General features: G+C 69.8%; 19 protein-coding genes, 1 tRNA gene, 2 pseudogenes and 1 riboswitch. Of the genes and pseudogenes, 13 read left to right on the top strand and 9 right to left on the bottom strand.

Annotation, left to right across the window (positions count from 1 at the left end; translation table 11 throughout):
* Window positions 1-26 precede the first annotated feature (26 nt).
* Window positions 27-470, bottom strand: coding sequence for a type II toxin-antitoxin system PemK/MazF family toxin (locus ABFX81_RS36555; RefSeq protein ID WP_086844170.1), 444 nt, complete (start codon window positions 468-470; stop codon window positions 27-29).
* Between the two features lie 212 nt (window positions 471-682).
* Here ABFX81_RS36555 and ABFX81_RS36560 point away from each other — a divergent pair, with 212 nt between their 5' ends.
* A complete protein-coding gene (locus tag ABFX81_RS36560; RefSeq protein ID WP_086844168.1) occupies window positions 683-1,435 on the top strand; it encodes an MBL fold metallo-hydrolase in 753 nt (250 codons plus the stop codon).
* A 94-nt stretch (window positions 1,436-1,529) separates the two neighbouring features.
* Here the strand turns inward: ABFX81_RS36560 and ABFX81_RS36565 are convergent, their stop codons facing one another.
* Together ABFX81_RS36565 and ABFX81_RS42310 are read right to left on the bottom strand one after the other, a co-directional pair.
* Complete coding sequence (locus ABFX81_RS36565; protein WP_086844166.1) at window positions 1,530-2,792, bottom strand: PTS transporter subunit EIIC; 1,263 nt, start codon at window positions 2,790-2,792, stop codon at window positions 1,530-1,532.
* A 373-nt stretch (window positions 2,793-3,165) separates the two neighbouring features.
* A pseudogene (locus ABFX81_RS42310) lies at window positions 3,166-3,497 on the bottom strand (PTS transporter subunit EIIC); the annotation flags it as partial.
* Window positions 3,498-3,661: 164 nt separating this feature from the next.
* Here ABFX81_RS42310 and ABFX81_RS36575 point away from each other — a divergent pair.
* From ABFX81_RS36575 to rdgB, 4 genes are all read left to right on the top strand, one after another.
* Window positions 3,662-3,895: a PTS sugar transporter subunit IIB gene (locus ABFX81_RS36575; protein ID WP_020270294.1), complete on the top strand. Its 234-nt coding sequence runs from the start codon at window positions 3,662-3,664 to the stop codon at window positions 3,893-3,895.
* A 113-nt stretch (window positions 3,896-4,008) separates the two neighbouring features.
* Window positions 4,009-4,746, top strand: a complete 738-nt coding sequence (gene rph, locus ABFX81_RS36580; protein ID WP_020272543.1) for a ribonuclease PH — start codon at window positions 4,009-4,011, stop codon at window positions 4,744-4,746.
* 142 nt (window positions 4,747-4,888) lie between these two features.
* Window positions 4,889-5,287 carry a hypothetical protein gene (locus tag ABFX81_RS36585; RefSeq protein WP_086844162.1) on the top strand — a complete coding sequence of 133 codons (399 nt, stop codon included), beginning with the start codon at window positions 4,889-4,891 and terminating at the stop codon, window positions 5,285-5,287.
* Between the two features lie 128 nt (window positions 5,288-5,415).
* Window positions 5,416-6,018, top strand: a complete 603-nt coding sequence (gene rdgB, locus ABFX81_RS36590) for an RdgB/HAM1 family non-canonical purine NTP pyrophosphatase (RefSeq protein WP_086844160.1) — start codon at window positions 5,416-5,418, stop codon at window positions 6,016-6,018.
* Window positions 6,019-6,067: 49 nt separating this feature from the next.
* Here the strand turns inward: rdgB and ABFX81_RS36595 are convergent.
* The 4 genes from ABFX81_RS36595 to bcp form a co-directional block, all read right to left on the bottom strand.
* Window positions 6,068-6,151 (bottom strand) — tRNA-Leu (locus ABFX81_RS36595).
* 19 nt (window positions 6,152-6,170) lie between these two features.
* Entirely contained in the window at window positions 6,171-6,671 is a 501-nt protein-coding gene (locus ABFX81_RS36600; RefSeq protein ID WP_346139268.1) for an HNH endonuclease, read from the bottom strand.
* Window positions 6,668-7,321: an HNH endonuclease gene (locus tag ABFX81_RS36605; protein WP_086844158.1), complete on the bottom strand. Its 654-nt coding sequence runs from the start codon at window positions 7,319-7,321 to the stop codon at window positions 6,668-6,670. The genes ABFX81_RS36600 and ABFX81_RS36605 overlap by 4 nt, the downstream gene beginning before the upstream one ends.
* A 146-nt stretch (window positions 7,322-7,467) precedes the next feature.
* Window positions 7,468-7,935, bottom strand: a complete 468-nt coding sequence (gene bcp, locus ABFX81_RS36610; RefSeq protein ID WP_086844156.1) for a thioredoxin-dependent thiol peroxidase — start codon at window positions 7,933-7,935, stop codon at window positions 7,468-7,470.
* A gap of 95 nt (window positions 7,936-8,030) precedes the next feature.
* Here bcp and ABFX81_RS36615 point away from each other — a divergent pair, with 95 nt between their 5' ends.
* From ABFX81_RS36615 to ABFX81_RS36625, 3 genes are all read left to right on the top strand, one after another.
* On the top strand, window positions 8,031-8,360 hold the full coding sequence (locus ABFX81_RS36615) for a DUF3618 domain-containing protein (RefSeq protein ID WP_086844154.1): 330 nt from the start codon (window positions 8,031-8,033) through the stop codon (window positions 8,358-8,360).
* Between the two features lie 44 nt (window positions 8,361-8,404).
* Window positions 8,405-8,761 (top strand): GroES family chaperonin, encoded by a 357-nt coding sequence (locus ABFX81_RS36620; protein WP_010040015.1) that lies wholly within the window; start codon window positions 8,405-8,407, stop codon window positions 8,759-8,761.
* Between the two features lie 56 nt (window positions 8,762-8,817).
* Window positions 8,818-8,885, top strand: a riboswitch (guanidine-III (ykkC-III) riboswitch).
* Window positions 8,886-8,917: 32 nt separating this feature from the next.
* Window positions 8,918-9,238, top strand: a complete 321-nt coding sequence (locus tag ABFX81_RS36625; protein WP_086844152.1) for an SMR family transporter — start codon at window positions 8,918-8,920, stop codon at window positions 9,236-9,238.
* 6 nt (window positions 9,239-9,244) lie between these two features.
* On the opposite strand, the gene ABFX81_RS36630 is transcribed toward ABFX81_RS36625, so the two are convergent.
* Window positions 9,245-11,653 (bottom strand): transglycosylase domain-containing protein, encoded by a 2,409-nt coding sequence (locus ABFX81_RS36630; protein WP_086844150.1) that lies wholly within the window; start codon window positions 11,651-11,653, stop codon window positions 9,245-9,247.
* Between the two features lie 254 nt (window positions 11,654-11,907).
* Here ABFX81_RS36630 and ABFX81_RS36635 point away from each other — a divergent pair, with 254 nt between their 5' ends.
* The 5 genes and pseudogenes from ABFX81_RS36635 to ABFX81_RS36655 all read left to right on the top strand — a co-directional run.
* Window positions 11,908-12,339 (top strand): hypothetical protein, encoded by a 432-nt coding sequence (locus ABFX81_RS36635; protein WP_086844148.1) that lies wholly within the window; start codon window positions 11,908-11,910, stop codon window positions 12,337-12,339.
* A gap of 143 nt (window positions 12,340-12,482) precedes the next feature.
* Window positions 12,483-13,283 (top strand): ABC-2 family transporter protein, encoded by an 801-nt coding sequence (locus ABFX81_RS36640; RefSeq protein ID WP_086844192.1) that lies wholly within the window; start codon window positions 12,483-12,485, stop codon window positions 13,281-13,283.
* Window positions 13,276-14,097: an ABC-2 family transporter protein gene (locus ABFX81_RS36645; protein WP_086844146.1), complete on the top strand. Its 822-nt coding sequence runs from the start codon at window positions 13,276-13,278 to the stop codon at window positions 14,095-14,097. Before ABFX81_RS36640 ends, ABFX81_RS36645 begins: the two co-directional genes overlap by 8 nt.
* A gap of 10 nt (window positions 14,098-14,107) precedes the next feature.
* Complete coding sequence (locus tag ABFX81_RS36650) at window positions 14,108-15,118, top strand: ABC transporter ATP-binding protein (protein WP_346139290.1); 1,011 nt, start codon at window positions 14,108-14,110, stop codon at window positions 15,116-15,118.
* Between the two features lie 33 nt (window positions 15,119-15,151).
* Window positions 15,152-15,844, top strand: a pseudogene (locus ABFX81_RS36655) (DUF1707 SHOCT-like domain-containing protein); the annotation flags it as partial.
* A 44-nt stretch (window positions 15,845-15,888) separates the two neighbouring features.
* Here the strand turns inward: ABFX81_RS36655 and ABFX81_RS36660 are convergent.
* Window positions 15,889-17,223: a GDSL-type esterase/lipase family protein gene (locus ABFX81_RS36660; RefSeq protein ID WP_086844142.1), complete on the bottom strand. Its 1,335-nt coding sequence runs from the start codon at window positions 17,221-17,223 to the stop codon at window positions 15,889-15,891.
* Window positions 17,224-17,389 lie beyond the last annotated feature (166 nt).

The raw sequence follows: 17,389 nt of genomic DNA on the forward strand, positions 1-17,389 counted from the left end.
CGGCCCTTCTGTGTTGAGCCCGGCTCTCAGCCGGCCAGGTACCGGACCTGGTCCCACAGCGCCGGGTCCACCACTCCGACCCGGCGGCGGAAGCCCCACACCGGGACCTCCCTCAGTTCGTCCGTCTCCAGGAAGCTCGCGCGGCCCTGGGTGTCGCCGACCGAGCCCGGGGGGAGGGGGATCACGCCGGTGCGCTCGTGCCGGAAGCGGGTGGTGATCTTCGCGACGGTCGCCCGTTCCCCGCGCACCGCCAGCACCAGGCAGGGGCGGTCCTTCGTGAGCGCCTCGTCCTCGTAGGGGACGTCCGCCCACCAGATCTCCGCCGGCCGCGGCAGCCCCGCCACCGTGGCGGTGGCAGCCGCCGTCCGGCCCCGCCGCGCCGACGACCGCCGACCCCAGCCGTCGACGAGCGTGGCGACGAGCGCGAGCAGTACCACCGCGGCGAGCGCCAGCCACCAGGACGTGTCCATACTGAGACGGTACCGGCGCCGTCCCTCCCACGCGCCCCCCTCACAAGGATCACGCCGCGCCCTGCCAGCCGAACCGGTGACACCACAGGTGAGTTCGCCCACAACGGCCCTTGGCGGAGGAGCGACCGGAGGTTTTGCGCCTTACGCTCGACGCACCGCACGACCCCCGACGCCCCTCTCAGACTTATCCCGCCAGCGGAGGTTTCTGCTTCATGAAGCTCACCGTCGTCGGCTGCTCGGGGTCGTTCCCGTCCGCGGAATCGGCCTGCTCGAGCTACCTCGTCGAGGCCGACGGCTTCCGGCTGCTTCTCGACATGGGCAACGGTGCCCTGGGCGAGTTGCAGCGCCACTGCGGTCTCTACGACCTCGACGCGATCTTCCTCAGCCACCTGCACGCCGACCACTGCATCGACATGTGCGCGTACTTCGTCGCGCGCTACTACCGCCACGACGGCGGCCGCTGCGATCCGCTCCCCGTCTTCGGACCGGAAGGCACGGAACACCGGCTGACCACCGCCTACGCGGACACTCCCTCAGCCTCCTCCATGAGCGAGGTCTTCGACTTCCACACGGTCAAGCCGTCCACCTTCGAGATCGGCCCGTTCACGGTGCACACCGAGCGCGTGGCCCACCCCGTGGAGGCGTACGGCATCCGCGTCGAACACGACGGCAAGGTCCTGACGTACTCCGGCGACACGGGCCTGAGCCCCGCCCTGGACGAACTCGCCCGGGACGCCGACCTGTTCCTGTGCGAGGCGGCGTTCACGCACGGCAAGGAGAACATCCCCGACCTGCACCTCAACGGCCGCGAGGCGGGCGAGACGGCGGCCCGGGCGGGCGCCCGGCGCCTGGTCCTCACGCACATCCCGCCGTGGACGGACCCCCAGGTCAACCTGGCCGACGCCCGCGCGGTCTACGACGGTCCCGTGGACCTCGCGGCGCCGCGGCAGACGTACGAGGTCTGACGGGGCTGTCCCGCACCCGAGCACGACGAGGCCCCGGAACCGAAGCGGTTCCGGGGCCTTCGGCGTGTGCGGGACCTGTCGCGCGGGGCAGGTCCTACTTCGCCTCCGCCTTCTGGAGTTCCGCGAGTTCCTCGTCGGACTCGCGGCCCGGCGTCGGCAGGTTGAACTTGGTGATCGCGAAGCGGAAGACCACGTAGTAGACCGCCGCGAAGCACAGGCCCACCAGGGCCAGGCCCCAGGGGTTGGTCGCGATGCCCAGGTTCAGGAAGAAGTCCACCGCGCCGGCCGAGAAGCCGAAGCCGTCCTTCATCCCCAGGGCCCAGGTCAGCGCCATCGAGACACCGGTGAGCACCGCGTGGATCGCGTACAGCACCGGGGCGATGAACATGAAGGTGAACTCGATCGGCTCGGTGACGCCCGTGACGAACGAGGTCAGGGCCAGGGAGAACATCATGCCGCCGACGACCTTGCGGCGTTCGGGCCGGGCGCAGTGCACGATCGCCAGGCAGGCGGCCGGCAGGGCGAACATCATGATCGGGAAGAAGCCGGTCATGAACTGCCCGGCGCTCGGGTCGCCCGCCAGGAACCGGGCGATGTCACCGCTCTTGCCCTCGTAGGTGCCGGCCTGGAGCCAGGGGAAGGAGTTCAGCAGGTGGTGCATGCCGATCGGGATCAGCGCGCGGTTGGCGACACCGAAGATGCCCGCGCCGACGGCTCCGGAGCCCACCAGCCACTCGCCGAGGTTGTGCAGGGCCGTACCGAGGACCGGCCATATGTAACCGAAGACGATGCCGATGACCAGGCCCGCGAAGGCGGCGAGGATCGGGACCAGGCGGCGACCGCCGAAGAAGCCCGCCCAGTCGGGCAGCTTGGTGCGGTAGAAGCGCTGGTAGAGCAGGGCGACGACGAGGCCCATCACCACACCGCCGAGCACCTTGGCGTCCACCGGCGCGTCCGTCATGACGACCTTGCCGTCGACGGCCGTCGCCACCTGGGGCAGGTTCGGGTCGGTGAACGTGGCCAGCACGTTCTTGAAGACCAGGTAACCGACGACGGCGGCGAGAGCGGTCGAGCCGTCCGACTTCTTCGCGAAGCCGATCGCGATGCCCACGGCGAACAGCAGCGCCATGTTGTCGAGGATCGCGTTGCCGCCCGCGCTCATGAAGCTCGCGATCTTGGTGATGAACTCCGGGAACGACTCCCGCCCGAGCATGTCGGCGTTGCCGAGGCGGACCAGGAGCGCGGCGGCCGGCAGCACGGCGACGGGCAGCATGAGGCTGCGGCCGATGCGCTGCAGGACCGCCATCACCGCGGACCCCTTCTTGGGGCTCGCGGGCGCGGCTGTGGTTGTGGACATGAACTTCCTCCATGGGGCACGGCGCCGCCCAGGGAAGAGTTCGACGGGGGACGGCGGCGTCTCAAAAGGGGAACGCGGTTCAAAGGGCACCGCGCGACCTCCACCACTGAGTGGTGTAGACCAGTTGTAGCACGGTAGGCCGAACGAGCGGAACCCGCCAATTCCGCCCGCCCCGACGATCACGCCTTGGCGCTGTCCTCGACTTCCTCCTCGGGCTCGCGCCCCGGAGTCCTCAGGTCGAACTTCGTGATCGCGAACCGGAAGATCACGTAGTAGAGGACCGCGAAGCACAGACCGACCGGGACGATCAGCCACGGCCGGGTCGCCAGATCCCAGTTGATGACGTAGTCGATCAGCCCCGCCGAGAAGCTGAACCCGGCACCGCCGCCAGCGCCGTCGAACCGTCCGACTTCCTCGCCATCCCGATCGCAACGCCCACACAGAACAGCAGCGGCAGCCCCAGCGAACCGTCCGGCAGCGCCCCGCCCGCCTCCACCATCACCTTCGACACGTTCGTCCAGCCAGCCCGTCGTCCCCGAACACATCAGGCTGCCCCAGCCGGTTGAGAATGCCCGCCGCAGGCAGCACCGCGATCGGCAACTGAAGCTTGCGCCCCATCTTCCGAAGCCCCTGGAACAGCCGGTTCCAGCGAGCGCGGGCAGGACTCGCGGCAGCCTCGGCGACGACGGGGCTGTCGGCACTCATTCCCGGTCCCTTTGTCGAGAGGCAGGCTCGTGGTGTAGACCAGTCGAACGGACGGTCGCACACTGACGTGACGCCATCCTTCGGCACACACGACATGACCGCTCGCAAAGTTGGGCCAACTGTGGGTTACTGCGACAAAGCGGTTCGGATCAGGGAGAACGAACATGGCCACCAAGGCTGAGAAGATCGTTGCCGGGCTCGGCGGCATCGACAACATCGAAGAGGTCGAAGGCTGCATCACCCGCCTGCGGACCGAGGTCGTGGACCCCGCCAAGGTCGACGAGGCCGCCCTGAAGGCCGCCGGCGCCCACGGCGTCGTCAAGATGGGCACCGCCATCCAGGTCGTCATCGGCACCGACGCCGACCCCATCGCCGCGGAGATCGAAGACCTGATGTGAAGCGCGGGGATCGTCCCGGGCTTCACCCCCTGACGGACCCCCGAAGCCAGTCGTGAGGGCCCCTACCCACCGCGGGAGGGGCCCCTTCCGTATGTACGGATAGGCTCAGCGGCATGTCTCGAATCGACGGCCGCACCCCCCAGCAACTCCGCCCGATCACCATCGAACGCGGCTGGAGCAAGCACGCCGAAGGCTCCGTCCTCGTCTCCTTCGGCGACACCAAGGTCTTCTGCACCGCCTCCGTCACCGAAGGCGTCCCGCGCTGGCGCAAGGGCAGCGGTGAAGGCTGGGTCACCGCCGAGTACTCCATGCTGCCCCGCTCCACCAACACCCGCGGCGACCGCGAGTCCGTCAAGGGCCGCATCGGCGGCCGCACCCACGAGATCAGCCGCCTCATCGGCCGCTCGCTCCGCGCCGTCATCGACTACAAGGCCCTCGGCGAGAACACCATCGTCCTCGACTGCGACGTCCTCCAAGCCGACGGCGGCACGCGCACGGCCGCCATCACCGGCGCCTACGTGGCGCTGGCCGACGCCGTCGCCTGGGCCCAGCGCAAGAAGCTCATCAAGGCCGGCCGCCAACCCCTCACCGGCACCGTCAGCGCCGTCTCCGTCGGCATCGTCGGCGGCGTCCCCCTCCTCGACCTCTGCTACGAGGAGGACGTCAAGGCCGACACCGACATGAACGTCGTCTGCACCGGCGACGGCCGCTTCGTCGAGGTCCAGGGCACCGCCGAGGCCGAACCCTTCGCCCGCGACGAACTCAACGCCCTCCTCGACCTCGCCGTCGCCGGCTGCACGGAACTCGCCGCCCACCAGCGCACGGCGCTTGATACCGTCCTCGAAAAGTAAAGGGCGCGCCAAGACAGGTGCTCGGCACGGGCAACCGCGCCGAGCACACTCGCGTCTGAAGGAGTACGGGCGCACGGCTCATCCCTGTGCGCTCGGCCAGCCACACGGGCCGCCCGGCCCGACCGACGAGAGGGACCGCTCCATGGCCGCGAGCCGCCGACGCCGCACCGCAGCCGTCGCCGCCACCCTGGCGGCCGTCGCGCTGACCGCCGGACTCACCACCGGCTGCGCCGCCGTCGACAAGGCGCTGGACTGCGTCCAGACCGCCGACGCCATCGCCGACAGCGTCACGGAACTCCAGCAGGCCGTGGACAACGCCGCGAACGACCCGACGCAGCTCGACGAGTCCCTCGACTCCATCGACAAGAACCTCGACAAGATCGGCGACAAGTCCGACAACGCCGACGTCAGCAAGGCAGTCGACGACCTCAACCAGGCCGTCGGCAACGTCCGTACGGCGATCAAGAACGGCGACGAGACGCCCGACATCAGCCCGGTCACGGACGCGGCGGGCGAACTGACGAAGGTCTGCACGCCGTAACGCTGCGCCGGCTGGGCCGGGCCACTCGTCTGCCGGGTTTCGGTGGTGGTGTGACCGCGGGTCCGTCGTGGCCGGTCGCGCAGTTCCCCGCGCCCCTGACTGGGCGCGGCTCCGGCAATACTGGGGCCATGACGCGCTTGATCCTCGCCACTCGCAACGCCGGAAAGATCACCGAACTTCGCGCGATCCTCGCCGAAGCCGGGCTGCCCCACGAGCTCGTCGGTGCCGACGCCTACCCGGACATCCCCGACGTCAAGGAAACGGGCGTCACCTTCGCGGAGAACGCGCTGCTGAAGGCCCACGCCCTGGCCCGGGCGACGGGCCTGCCCGCGGTCGCCGACGACTCCGGCCTCTGCGTCGACGTCCTCAACGGCGCCCCCGGCATCTTCTCCGCCCGCTGGTCCGGCCGCCACGGCGACGACAAGGCCAACCTCGACCTGCTCCTCGCCCAGCTCTCGGACATCGCCGACGAACACCGCGGCGCCCACTTCGCCTGCGCGGCGGCGCTGGCCCTGCCGGACGGCACGGAGCGGGTGGTCGAGGGGCAGCTACGGGGCGTACTGCGCCATGAGCCGACAGGTTCGGGGGGCTTCGGCTACGACCCGATCCTCCAGCCGGAGGGGGAGTCGCGGACCTGCGCGGAACTGACTCCGCAGGAGAAGAACGCGATCAGCCATCGGGGGGAGGCGTTTCGGGCGTTGGTGCCGGTGGTGCGGGAGCTGTTGGGCTGATGACGAGGCCCACCTGGCTTGCGCCGGGTGGGCCATCGATTCGAAGGTGTGCGGCCGGAGGGACTCGAACCCTCAAGGGATTTCTCCCACAACATCCTAAGTGTTGCGCGTAGGCCAATTCCGCCACGGCCGCGTCCAGGTCATGGTACCGGTCATGCGGGGCGAGGCTGGGGGGAACGCCTGCTGCCGCCTCGGCACCAGGTGCTGGTCACCGCATGGCAGTTGGGACACAACAACCGCAGGTTCTCCGGCCGGTCGTCGCTCCAGTCACCGTTGATGTGATCCACCTCCAGCGTCATGGGCTTGCCGAGCCACTCGGGGCCGATCCCGCAGTCCGCGCACTCTTCGGGTATGCCCATCTCATGGAGCGCCCGACGCAGCACAACCGTGCGGGTCCGACGCGCGCCGTCGTGCTTGACCAGAATGTCCTCAGGACGTCTGGCCAGAGCTGGACGGGATTTCCCGCGCTGATGTGCCTGTCCCAGAAAGTGCTCGGTGGTGAGTTGGTCCTCGGCGATCCACCGGAGCAGATGCGCGCGCTGGGTGCCACTGCCCTGGCGGCCCAGGCGGCGAAGCACCTCTGCGATCGAGACGGACTCGGCGACCGCGACACGCAGTTCCTCGGGGGTGGGCCGTGCCCGGCGGCTGCTCATGAGGCATGCCCGCGCGCGCGTCGTTTGCCACGCCCTCGGTAATTGTCGGTCGTCGCATGGCAGTTGGGGCACAGGAACCGAAGGTTCTCGATCCGGTTGTCCCTCCAGCGGCCGTTGATGTGGTCGACCTCCAGGGGGAGTGGATGGCCCCGCCAGACCGCCTCCATGCCGCAGAGGGCGCACCGCTCCGCTACTCCGGAAACCGTCATCGCCCACTTGAGGCGGTCGCTCGGAACACGCCGGGCGCGATCGGCCGGCTGCTCGACGAGGTAGGCCTCCGGGGTCCGCGGGCGCCAGGGCTTCCCACGCCTCGTCGGCATCTGGAAGTGCGACGTGTCGATCCCATACGCCTTGATCCGGCGGCTGATGTGCGTGTGATGCCCGCCCACCACCTCCAGCCCGAGATGCCCCAGCACCTCGCACACGTTCGTCGACACCGCGACCGCCCGCTCAAGGACGTCTCTCGTCCACTTCACCCCCTCCCGTTCGAAGTGCGACACGTCCACCCCGAGCTTCTTCATCCGCTCGTGCACATACCGCCGAGTCGAACTCTTCGGATCCACCCCCAACCGCACCAACGCCTCCGACAACGTCCGCGCTCCCCGGGCCGCTTCCTCCAGTCGCTCCCTGGTGTACGCACTCGCCCCCATCGAGCCCCTCCGTCACTCTGTCCCCGACCACCTGTTCGTGATCTCGCACGGAGTAACGAACCGCTTATCGGACCGTCACGCCCGAAATGCGGAACGGCTCGTACCGGACCTATCCGGTACGAGCCGTTCCAGGAAGCAGAGAGGCCTCAGATCCCCAGATCCTTGATGATCTTCGCCACGTGCCCCGTCGCCCGGACGTTGTACAGCGCGTGCTCGACCTTGCCCTCCTCGTCCACGACGATCGTGGAGCGGATGACGCCCATGTAGGTCTTGCCGTAGTTCTTCTTCTCGCCGAAGGCGCCGTACGACTCCAGGACCTGCTTGTCCGGGTCGGCCAGCAGCGTGACCTTGAGGGACTCCTTGTCGCGGAACTTGGCCAGCTTCTCGGGCTTGTCGGGGGAGATGCCGATCACCTCGTAGCCCGCGCCGGCCAGCAGCTCCAGGTTGTCCGTGAAGTCGCAGGCCTGCTTGGTGCAGCCGGGGGTGAGGGCGGCCGGGTAGAAGTACACGATGACCTTGCGGCCCTTGTGGTCCGACAGGGACACCTCGGTGCCGTCGGCGTCTGGCAGGGTGAAGGCGGGGGCCACGTCCCCCGGCTGGAGTCGCTCGCTCATCGGACCAGCGTAACCGGGGGTCCTGACAGTGGGACGAGCCGTGGAGCTGACAGACTGTCCCGCACAGGCTTCACACCGACTTCGGAGGCGACACGGTGGCGGACACGGCGGACACCAGGACCCCGGCGCAGATCGAGGCGGACATCAGGCGCCGCCGCGAGACCCTGGCCGAGACCCTCGACGAGATCGGGGTGCGGGTGCACCCGAAGACGATCGTCGGGGACGCGAAGGCCAAGGTGGCGTCCAACATCGATCACACCCTCGGGCGGGCCTATGTGGAGGTCAACCGGGCCGTCACCGATGTGCGGGCGCGGTTCGTGGACGAGGACGGGGCGCCGCGGCTGGAGCGGGTCGTGCCCGTCGCGCTCGTCGTCGTCGGTGTGGTCGGGCTGCTCGCCGTCAGCATGCGGCGGCGCAAGGGCTGACCCGACCGCTTACGTTCGCGGGGAAGACAGGTAGGTTTCAGGGCGTGAGCGCCAAGAGAAACGAGCACAGCACCCATCCCGACAAGCTGCCCATCCGGATGCTGCACGACCGCGTACTCGTGCGGCAGGACACCAGTGAGGGCGAGCGGCGTTCCGGCGGCGGCATCCTGATCCCCGCCACGGCGGCGGTCGGCCGGCGGCTGGCCTGGGCCGAGGTCGTCGCGGTGGGGCAGAACGTACGGACCGTGGAGCCGGGCGACCGGGTTCTGTTCGACCCGGAGGACCGTGCCGAGGTCGAGGTGCGCGGTATCGCGTACGTGCTCATGCGCGAGCGTGATCTGCACGCCGTGGCCGCGGACCGGTTCGAGGGCTCGGAGGACTCGACGGGCCTCTATCTGTAGTCCGGGCAGCGACGGCGAAGGGGCCGGTGACGGGAGTCACCGGCCCCTTCGCCGTCGCTTTGCTACGTTGGAGGGATCCCCGACGAGACGCGCCGTACCGGGATGAAGGCAAAGACGACGCACCGCACCGTCAGCCCGATTCCCGGAGGTGCCGTCATGGCCTGGGTTCTGCTCGTCGTCGCCGGTCTGCTCGAAGTCGGGTGGTCCGTCGGTATGAAGTACACCGACGGTTTCACGCGCCCGCTCCCCAGCGTTCTCACCGGTGCCGGCATCGTCGCCAGCATGCTGTTGCTGTCGCATGCGGCCAAGACCCTGCCCATCGGTACCGCCTACGGCGTGTGGGTGGGCATCGGGGCGGCCGGTGCGGCGGTGTTCGGCATGGTCGTGCTGGGGGAGCCGGCCACCGCCGCCCGGATCTTCTTCGTGTGCCTGCTGCTGGTCGCCGTGGTGGGGCTGAAGACGACCTCCGGTCACTGACCCGACCTACTCGCGGCGCGAGCCCTGCGGGACCACGCCCCAGCCGGGGCCCGTCGGCCCGCCCGTCGTGCCGCCGTCGGTCTCGTCGCCGCCGCCCTCCGTCGTGCCGCCGTCGGTGGTGCCGCCGTCGGTGGCGGTGCCGCCGTCGCCGGTCCCGCCGTCCGCGGTGCCGCCGCCGGGCGGGGACTCGCCGCCCGTGCCGCCGTCGCCGGTGCCGCCGTCGGTCTGGCCCTGGGTCTGGCCCTCGGGGGCGCTCGGGCTCTGGCCGGGCGTCTCGGTGCCGGTGTCCTGGCCGCCGGTGGACGTGCTGCCGCCGTCGGTGGTGCCGCCCGTGGTCGGGTCGGCCGGGGCCTCGGTGCCGGGGGCCTGCGGGACGTCGGCGCCCGGAGCGAGCCTGAGGTCGAAGTCGGTGACCGGCTTGCCCTTCAGGGCGTCCCGGGTGAACTGGGCCCAGATCTCGGCCGGTGCCCCGCCGCCGTTGATGCGGTCCTGGCCCATCGCGCCGTACAGCGACTTGTGGGCGGCGGTGACCGGGTCCTGGCCCATGACGGAGACGACGGTGGCGAGGTCGGGGGTGTAGCCCGCGAACCAGGCCGCGGTGTCCTCCTCGGCGGTGCCGGTCTTGCCCGCGGCGGGGCGGCCCGCGGCCTGCGCGGCGGAGGCCGTGCCGTTCTGGACGACGCTGCGCAGGACCGAGGTGGTGGTGTCGGCGGCCTCGCGGCTCACGGCCTGCCGGGTGCGCCGCTCGGGCAGCTCGATCGGAGTGCCTTCCTTGGTGACCTTCTCGACCATCGTGTACGTGCCGTGCCGGCCGTGGTTGGCGAGCGTGGCGTACGCCTCCGCCATGTCGAGGACGCTGGCGGTGGCCGTGCCGAGCGCGATGGCGGGGCCGTCGGCGAGGTCGGGGGTGGCCTCGGGGACGCCGAGGTCGATGGCGGTCTGCTTGACCTTCTGGGGGCCGACGTCGGCGGCCATCTGCGCGTACACCGAGTTCACGGACTTGTCGGTGGCCTCGGTGACGGTGACGTCGCCGTAGGAGACCTGGTCCTCGTTCTCCGGGGCGTACGGGTCGCCGGTCCAGCCCTGGACCGGGCGCTTGTTGGTGCCGTCGTAGATCGTGTACGGGGTGATCGGGCGGCCGTCCTGGGTCTGCGAGTCGTTCTCGACGGCCGAGGTGAACACGAACGGCTTGAAGGTGGAGCCGACCTGGAAGTCCCTGCGGGTGGCGTTCGGGGTGTACTGCTTGACGTAGTCGACGCCGTTGTACATCGCCACGACCTTGCCGGTCTTGGGGTCGACGGCGGCGCCGCCCGCGCGGACGTAGGTGTCGACCTTGTTGTTCTTCTTGTCCAGCTTGTCCATCAGCTTGTCGTTGACGGCCTTCACGAAGGCGTCCTGCCTGGGCTTCTGGAGCGTCGTGGTGATGCGGTAGCCGCCGGCGTCGAGCTGGTTCTCGTCGATGATCTTGTTCTGGGTGAGGTAGTCCTTGACGGTCCGGACGATGTAGCCGCGCTGCCCGGACATGCCGGTGGAGAGGGTGGACTCCTTCGGCATCGGGAACTTCATGCCGGCCCGCTTCGACTCGCTGAGCCAGCCCTTCTTGACCATGCCGTCCAGGACGTAGTTCCAGCGGGACTCGGCGGCCTTGCGGTTCTCGGGGTGGGCGACGACGTCGTACTGGCTGGGGGCGTTGACGAGTGCGGCGAGGTAGGCGCCGCGGGCCGGGTCGAGGTCCTTGGCGTCCATGCCGTAGTAGGCCTGGGCGGCGGCCTGGATGCCGTAGGCGTTGCGGCCGAAGTAGCTGGTGTTGAGGTAGCCCTCGAGGATGTGGTCCTTGCTCTGCTCGCGGTCCAGCTTGATCGCGATGAAGAACTCCTTGGCCTTGCGCGTGACGGTCTGTTCCTGGCGCAGGTAGTAGTTCTTCACGTACTGCTGGGTGATCGTGGAGCCGGACTGCTTGCCCTTGCCGAGGGCCGTGTTCCAGGCGGCGCGGACCATGGCCTTGGGGTCGACGGCGGACTCGGTGTAGAAGTCGCGGTCCTCCGCGGCCAGGATCGCGTGCTGGGCGTCCTTGGAGATCTGCGGGAGCGAGACGTTCTCCCGGTTGATCTCGCCGTCGCGGGCGATCGCGGAACCGTCCGCGTAGAGGTACACGTTGGCCTGCTTCGTGGCGAGCGCGTTGGCCGGCGGGATCTTCACCAGTGAGTAGCCGAGGAAGAAGCCGCCGATCAGCAGCAGGGTGACGACGATGAAGGCGCCGAGCGTCATGCGCCAGGTCGGGATGATCCGGCGCCAGCCGGTCCGCTTCGGTTTCCCGGCCGGCCGGGCCTCCGGCGGGTTCGGGTCGCCGTCCGCCTGCGGCTCTGTCGGTGCCCAGCCCGGTGTCGGCTGCTGCGGCTGAGGCTCGTCACTCATGTCGTGCACGGACTCCTGTTTCGCGTCGTACGTCGATCCCGTACGTCTCTGCTCGCTCTTGCGCCCCTGTGATGAAGACTGTCCCATCCGGCGATCAGTTCCCTGACCGAGGGCCGTGTCGTGAGCCGTGTGGCGAGGCGGGCCCCGCGCGGCGAACACCCGGGCGGGTGCAGGAGAACTGCGTTATCCTGCACGCCTGTTCGATTGGCGATCTTGCCTGCGCGAGATTCGCCTGAAGGGGGACACGACCGACGATGCGACTGCTCGCACGCTCAGCCCTGGCCGGCACCGCCGCCACACTGCTCGCCCTGGCCACGGGCACCTCGGCCCACGCGGACGGACTGGATCGTACCGTCTGGGCCGGCGCCGACTGGAACGTCACGCCCCACGCGGACTCGGGTGGCAAGGCCCACATCCAGACCTACGGCGAGATCTTCACCATCACCGACCTCGCCAAGGACGGCCACTCGACCATCGGGATCATCTCCATCGGCGGCGAGTCCAACACGTACTACTACTGGAACCGCGGCGGCGTCGACTCCACTCGCACGCTCAACCTGGACATCAAGGAGGGCACGCCGATCACCATCAAGGCGTGCATCGGCGACTGGAAGGGAAATCCGGACACCCCCGCCGCCGGGATCATCTGGGAGAAGTGCAGCGGCTGGGCACAGACCGACGCGTGATCGAACCCTCCGCGGGGCGCTCCGGGCACGGCCCGGGGCGCCCCACGGCGTTTCCCGGGGGGCGGGAAAACCCGTGGCACGCGTGATCGCCGCTCCACTAGGCTCCTGCGCTTCGGTGCCGTGCGGCGAGGAGGGCTGTGGTGGTGGGCTCGGCGCGGTTGTACGCGGCGGTCGCGGCGGGGGGCTTCAGGCGGTACGCGACGTATCGGGCGGCCACGGTGGCCGGGGTGTTCACCAACACGGTCTTCGGCCTCATCCTCGTCTACACCTACCTGGCGCTCTGGGAGGAGCGGCCGCACCTGGGAGGGTACGACCAGGCGCAGGCCGTGACCTATGTGTGGCTGGGGCAGTGCCTCTACGCGACGCTGGCCATCCAGGGCGGCGGAGCCGAGAAGGACCTGATGGAGCGCATCCGCACCGGCGAGATCGCCGTCGACCTGTACCGTCCGGCCGATCTCCAGCTGTGGTGGCTGGCGGGCGACGTGGGGCGGGCGCTGTTCCAGATGCTGGGGCGGGGCGTCATCCCGTTCGCGTTCGGCGCGGTCTTCTTCCCCATGGCGCTGCCGACGTCGGTCGTCCCCTGGGCGGCCTTCGCGGTCACGCTCCTGCTGGCGACGGTCGTCAGCTTCGCGATCCGCTACCTGGCGGCCCTGAGCGTGTTCTGGCTCATGGACGGCATGGGCGTCAACCAGGTGCTGATGATCACGGGGATCTTCTTCTCGGGCATGGTGCTGCCGCTGAGCGCCTTCCCGGGCGTGTTCGGCGACATCGTGCGGGTGCTGCCGTGGGCGGCGCAGATCCAGATGCCGGCGGACGTGCTGATGGGCGAGACCGACCCGCTCGGGGCCTTCGTCTTCCAGGCGGCGTGGGCGGTGGCGCTGCTGGCGGCCGGACGGCTGTTGCAGTCGGCCGCGACGCGGCGGGTGGTGGTGCAGGGTGGGTGAGCGGAGCGTCCTGCTGGAGGGGCTGCGGGCCTACCGGCTGATCGCCGGGATGTGGGTGCGGTCGAGCATGACCTACCGCACCTCCTTCGTCGTCACGGTCTTCGGCAACCTGATGGTGACCGGCCTGGACTTCGTGGGGATCCTGCTGATGTTCTCGCAGGTCGACTCGCTCGGCGGCTGGTCACTGCCCGAGATCGCCTTCCTGTACGGGCTGTCGGTGACGGCGTTCGGGATCGCCGACCTGGTGCTGGGCTCGATGGACGTCCTGGGTGCCCGGATGCGCGACGGCTCGTTCGACATCCTGCTCGTGCGTCCCGCGCCGGTGCTCGCCCAGGTCGGCGCGGACCGCTTCGCGCTGCGCCGCCTGGGCCGGATCACCCAGGGCGCGGTGGTACTGGGCTGGGCGCTGGTCTCGGTCGACGTCGACTGGAGTGCGCCGAAGGCTCTGCTGGTGCCGGTGATGGTGGTCAGCGGCGCGGCGATCTTCTCGGCGGTGTTCGTGGCGGGCGCGGCCTTCCAGATCTTCGCCCAGGACGCCGCGGAGGTGCAGAACGCGTTCACGTACGGCGGGACCACGCTGCTCCAGTATCCGCCGACCGTGTTCGGGAAGGACCTGGTGCGCGGCGTGACCTTCATGCTGCCGCTGGCCTTCGTCAACTGGGTCCCCGCCGCCTATGTGCTGGGCCGGCCGTACCCGATCGAGCTGCCTCAGTGGACGGCCTTCGCGTCGCCGCTGGTGGCGGTGGCCTGCTGTGCGCTGGCGGGGACGGCGTGGCGGGTGGGGCTTCGTTCCTACCGGAGTACAGGGAGTTGAGGTGACCGGCGTGGACAGCGGGCTGACCGGAGTGGACGACGGGCCGGCCGGGGCGGACAGCGGGTTCATCGAACTCGACGGCGTCGAGAAGGTCTTCGACGTGCGCAAGAAGACCGGCTTCATGAAACGGGAGCGGCGGCAGGTGAGGGCCGTCGACTCGATCTCCTTCCGCGTGGAACGCGGCGAGATGGTCGGCTACATCGGCCCGAACGGCGCCGGCAAGTCGACCACGATCAAGATGCTGACCGGCATCCTCACACCGAGCGCCGGCCGGCTCCGGGTCGCCGGCATCGATCCCTCCCGCGACCGCATGCGGCTCGCGCACCGCATCGGCGTGGTCTTCGGGCAGCGTACGACGCTGTGGTGGGACCTCCCGCTGGTCGACTCGTACCGGCTGATGCACCGCATGTACCGGATCCCGGACGCCCGTTACCGCGAGAACCTCGACCGTCTGGTCGAACTCCTCGACCTGGGCGACCTGCTGGACGTGCCGGTACGGCAGCTCTCGCTCGGGCAGCGCATGCGCGGCGACATCGCGGCGGCACTGCTGCACGACCCGGAGGTGCTGTACCTCGACGAGCCGACCATCGGCCTCGACGTCGTGTCGAAGTCCAAGGTGCGGGAGTTCCTGCGGGAGTTGAACGCCGAGCGCGGCACGACGGTGCTGCTCACCACGCACGACCTCCAGGACATCGAGCAGTTGTGCAAGCGGGTGATGGTCATCGACCACGGGCGCCTGATGTACGACGGCCCGCTCGCCGGGCTGCACGAGGCGGGGGAGAGCGAGCGGATCCTGGTGGTGGACCTGGAGCGGGAACTGCCGCCGATCGACGCCCCGGCACCCGCCCGGGTCGTGAGGGTGGACGGTCCGCGGCAGTGGCTGGCGTTCCCGGCGGCGGAGTCGGCGGCGCCGCTCGTCGCGCGGATCGCGGCGGAGTACCCGCTGGTGGACCTGTCGGTGCGGGAGCCGGACATCGAGGCGGTCATCGCGAAGATGTACGCAGAGCGCGCGACCGCATAGTGCCCGGGACGGGTAACTCGTAGGCTGCTGTATATGACCGACGACTCAGTCCCGGACCTCCGCGCCTCCGACGCCGACCGTGAACGGGTCGCCGAGATCCTGCGGGACGCCCTCGCGGAGGGCCGTCTCGACATGGCGGAGTTCGAGGAGCGGCTGGACGCGACGTACCAGGCGCGGACGTACGGGGAACTGGCGCCGATCACCCGGGACCTGCCGGCCCCGGGTCTCACGGCGCCCTCCGTGTCACTGACCAAGGACCCCGCCGCCGGCCCGGACCTGTCCCGGCGGATCGTCGGTGGTGAGGGAACCTCGACGTGGGCCGTCGCCGTGATGTCCGGCTTCCAGCGCAAGGGGCACTGGACGATGCCCCGGCGGTTCACCTGCCTGGCCTTCTGGGGCGGCGGGGAGATCGACCTGCGCGAGGCGAACTTCGCCGACCGCGAGGTCGAGATCAACGCGATCGCGATCATGGGCGGGATCGACGTCATCGTCCCGCCCGGCGTCGAGGTCGTCGTCCGCGGCATCGGCGTCATGGGCGGCTTCGACCACCAGGAGGAGGGCGTCCCGGGTGCCCCCGGCGCCCCGCGCGTCGTCATCACCGGCTTCGCCTTCTGGGGCGGCGTCGGCGTCCAGCGAAAGCCGACCCGGGCGGAGAAGCAGCGGCTCCGCGAGGAACGCCGCCAGGAGAGGCTGGACCGCCGGGCGGACCGACGCCAGCTGGACGGCTAGCCGCCGCCTGCGGGCCGGGTACGCAGCAGCCCACCTCAGCCCTACAGCTTCGCCGGCGCCGACCCCTTCAGGCTCTCGAGATCAAACACCTCGGCCATCCGCGCATATCCCTTGTCGCTGGGATGCAGATGATCCCCGGAGTCGTAGTCGGCCCGCAGCCGCCGCGGGTCATAAGGATCACGCAGCGCCTGGTCGAAGTCGACCACCGCGTCGAAGACCCGCCCCGCACGGATCTCCGCGTTGATCTGCTGCCGCACGGCTTCCCGCGCGTCCGAGTACCCCCGGTGCCCGCCGAACGGCATCAGCGTCGCCCCCACGACCTTCAGCCCCCGCGCATGCGCCTGCCCGACCATCGTGCGCAAGCCGCCGAGAATCGCGTTCGGATCGGCGAGCCGCGGATTGCGCAGGATGTCGTTGACCCCGAGGTCGATGACGACGACCTTGGCGTTCGTCCGCTCCAGCACATCCCGCGCGAAGCGGTTCAGCCCGCTGGGGTTGTCCGCCGGCCTGCCCAGCCCGTCCGTGAGGACCCGGTTCCCGCTGATGCCCTGGTTGACGACGCTGTAGCGCGGCAGGTCCCGCCCGGCGCCGATCTCCGCGCGTAGCCTGTCGGACAGGACGTCGGTCCACCTGTTGTTGGCGCCGACGGTGGAGGTGATCCCGTCGGTGAGCGAGTCGCCGAGGACGACGACCGTCCCGTCGGCCTCGTTGCTCAGCACGTCCAGCGCGGTCAGGTAACGCCAGTACAGGCTCTGCTCGGTGTACGGCGCGCCCGTCGCGTCAGCCGTGTGGTCGCCCTGGGCGACGTAGGAGATCTGCCGGGCGCGAGGGTGGTACGTCACCGGGCCGGAGCTGGTCGGCGTGTACGTGGTGATCAGGACGTCCGCGTCGGGCGGGACGACGATGCGCACGGCGTCGCTCATCACCTGGCGGCCGGGCGGGATGACGACCGTCGGCCCGCCGTTGAAGGTCAGCTGCCGCATCGTGTCCGAGAGCGCCGCGGGCGTACCGCTGCCGGCGGCGATCGCGATCGAGGCCTGTGTGATGCTCAGCGGCGACTGGCCGTAGAGATTGGACAGCGTCACGCGGGCACTCGTACCGCCGACGCTGGTGTGGACGACGTTGCGCACCGAACGGTCCGCCATGCCGGTCGTCTCCGTGCCGGGCTCGGCCGCGGCCGGGGAGGTGGACCAGGTGCCGACCCAGGTGCCGGTGGAGGCGGGGGCGGCGGAGTTGTTCGGAAGACGGCTGTCGGTGACGGCGGTCCGGCTGTGCGTGCCGTCGTCGGACGCCACTCCGACGTATATGGCGGTGGAAAGGGCCACGATGGCTGCGACCAGCCCGGCCAGAAGGGCGTAACCACGACCCCGGGTCATGCTGTGTAGTTCTCCTCGGGCGATGGGAGCCCCAGGCTCCGATCTGATGTGCCCATGATGCGTCATGGGCAGGGGGAAGCTCACAGGACCCCCCGTGCATTTCCCCCTCCCGACAGACGCCGGGAACTCCTGATCCGTTCCAGGAGTCGGTCAGGAAGGGACAATG

Origin of the sequence: Streptomyces coeruleofuscus (genome assembly GCF_039532725.1) — a bacterium.
In the GTDB taxonomy this organism is placed as follows: Bacteria; Actinomycetota; Actinomycetes; order Streptomycetales; family Streptomycetaceae; genus Streptomyces; species Streptomyces coeruleofuscus.

Excerpts from the sequence above, each read along its gene's own strand:
- rph (WP_020272543.1), top strand. The coding sequence starts at position 4,009 with ATGTCTCGAATCGACGGCCGCACCCCCCAGCAACTCCGCCCGATCACC.
- ABFX81_RS36560 (WP_086844168.1), top strand. The coding sequence starts at position 683 with ATGAAGCTCACCGTCGTCGGCTGCTCGGGGTCGTTCCCGTCCGCGGAA.
- ABFX81_RS36565 (WP_086844166.1), bottom strand. The coding sequence starts at position 2,792 with ATGTCCACAACCACAGCCGCGCCCGCGAGCCCCAAGAAGGGGTCCGCG.
- ABFX81_RS36635 (WP_086844148.1), top strand. The coding sequence starts at position 11,908 with ATGCGACTGCTCGCACGCTCAGCCCTGGCCGGCACCGCCGCCACACTG.
- ABFX81_RS36585 (WP_086844162.1), top strand. The coding sequence starts at position 4,889 with ATGGCCGCGAGCCGCCGACGCCGCACCGCAGCCGTCGCCGCCACCCTG.
- bcp (WP_086844156.1), bottom strand. The coding sequence starts at position 7,935 with ATGAGCGAGCGACTCCAGCCGGGGGACGTGGCCCCCGCCTTCACCCTG.
- ABFX81_RS36605 (WP_086844158.1), bottom strand. The coding sequence starts at position 7,321 with ATGGGGGCGAGTGCGTACACCAGGGAGCGACTGGAGGAAGCGGCCCGG.
- ABFX81_RS36575 (WP_020270294.1), top strand. The coding sequence starts at position 3,662 with ATGGCCACCAAGGCTGAGAAGATCGTTGCCGGGCTCGGCGGCATCGAC.
- rdgB (WP_086844160.1), top strand. The coding sequence starts at position 5,416 with ATGACGCGCTTGATCCTCGCCACTCGCAACGCCGGAAAGATCACCGAA.
- ABFX81_RS36660 (WP_086844142.1), bottom strand. The coding sequence starts at position 17,223 with ATGACCCGGGGTCGTGGTTACGCCCTTCTGGCCGGGCTGGTCGCAGCC.
- ABFX81_RS36600 (WP_346139268.1), bottom strand. The coding sequence starts at position 6,671 with ATGAGCAGCCGCCGGGCACGGCCCACCCCCGAGGAACTGCGTGTCGCG.
- ABFX81_RS36630 (WP_086844150.1), bottom strand. The coding sequence starts at position 11,653 with ATGAGTGACGAGCCTCAGCCGCAGCAGCCGACACCGGGCTGGGCACCG.
- ABFX81_RS36625 (WP_086844152.1), top strand. The coding sequence starts at position 8,918 with ATGGCCTGGGTTCTGCTCGTCGTCGCCGGTCTGCTCGAAGTCGGGTGG.
- ABFX81_RS36555 (WP_086844170.1), bottom strand. The coding sequence starts at position 470 with ATGGACACGTCCTGGTGGCTGGCGCTCGCCGCGGTGGTACTGCTCGCG.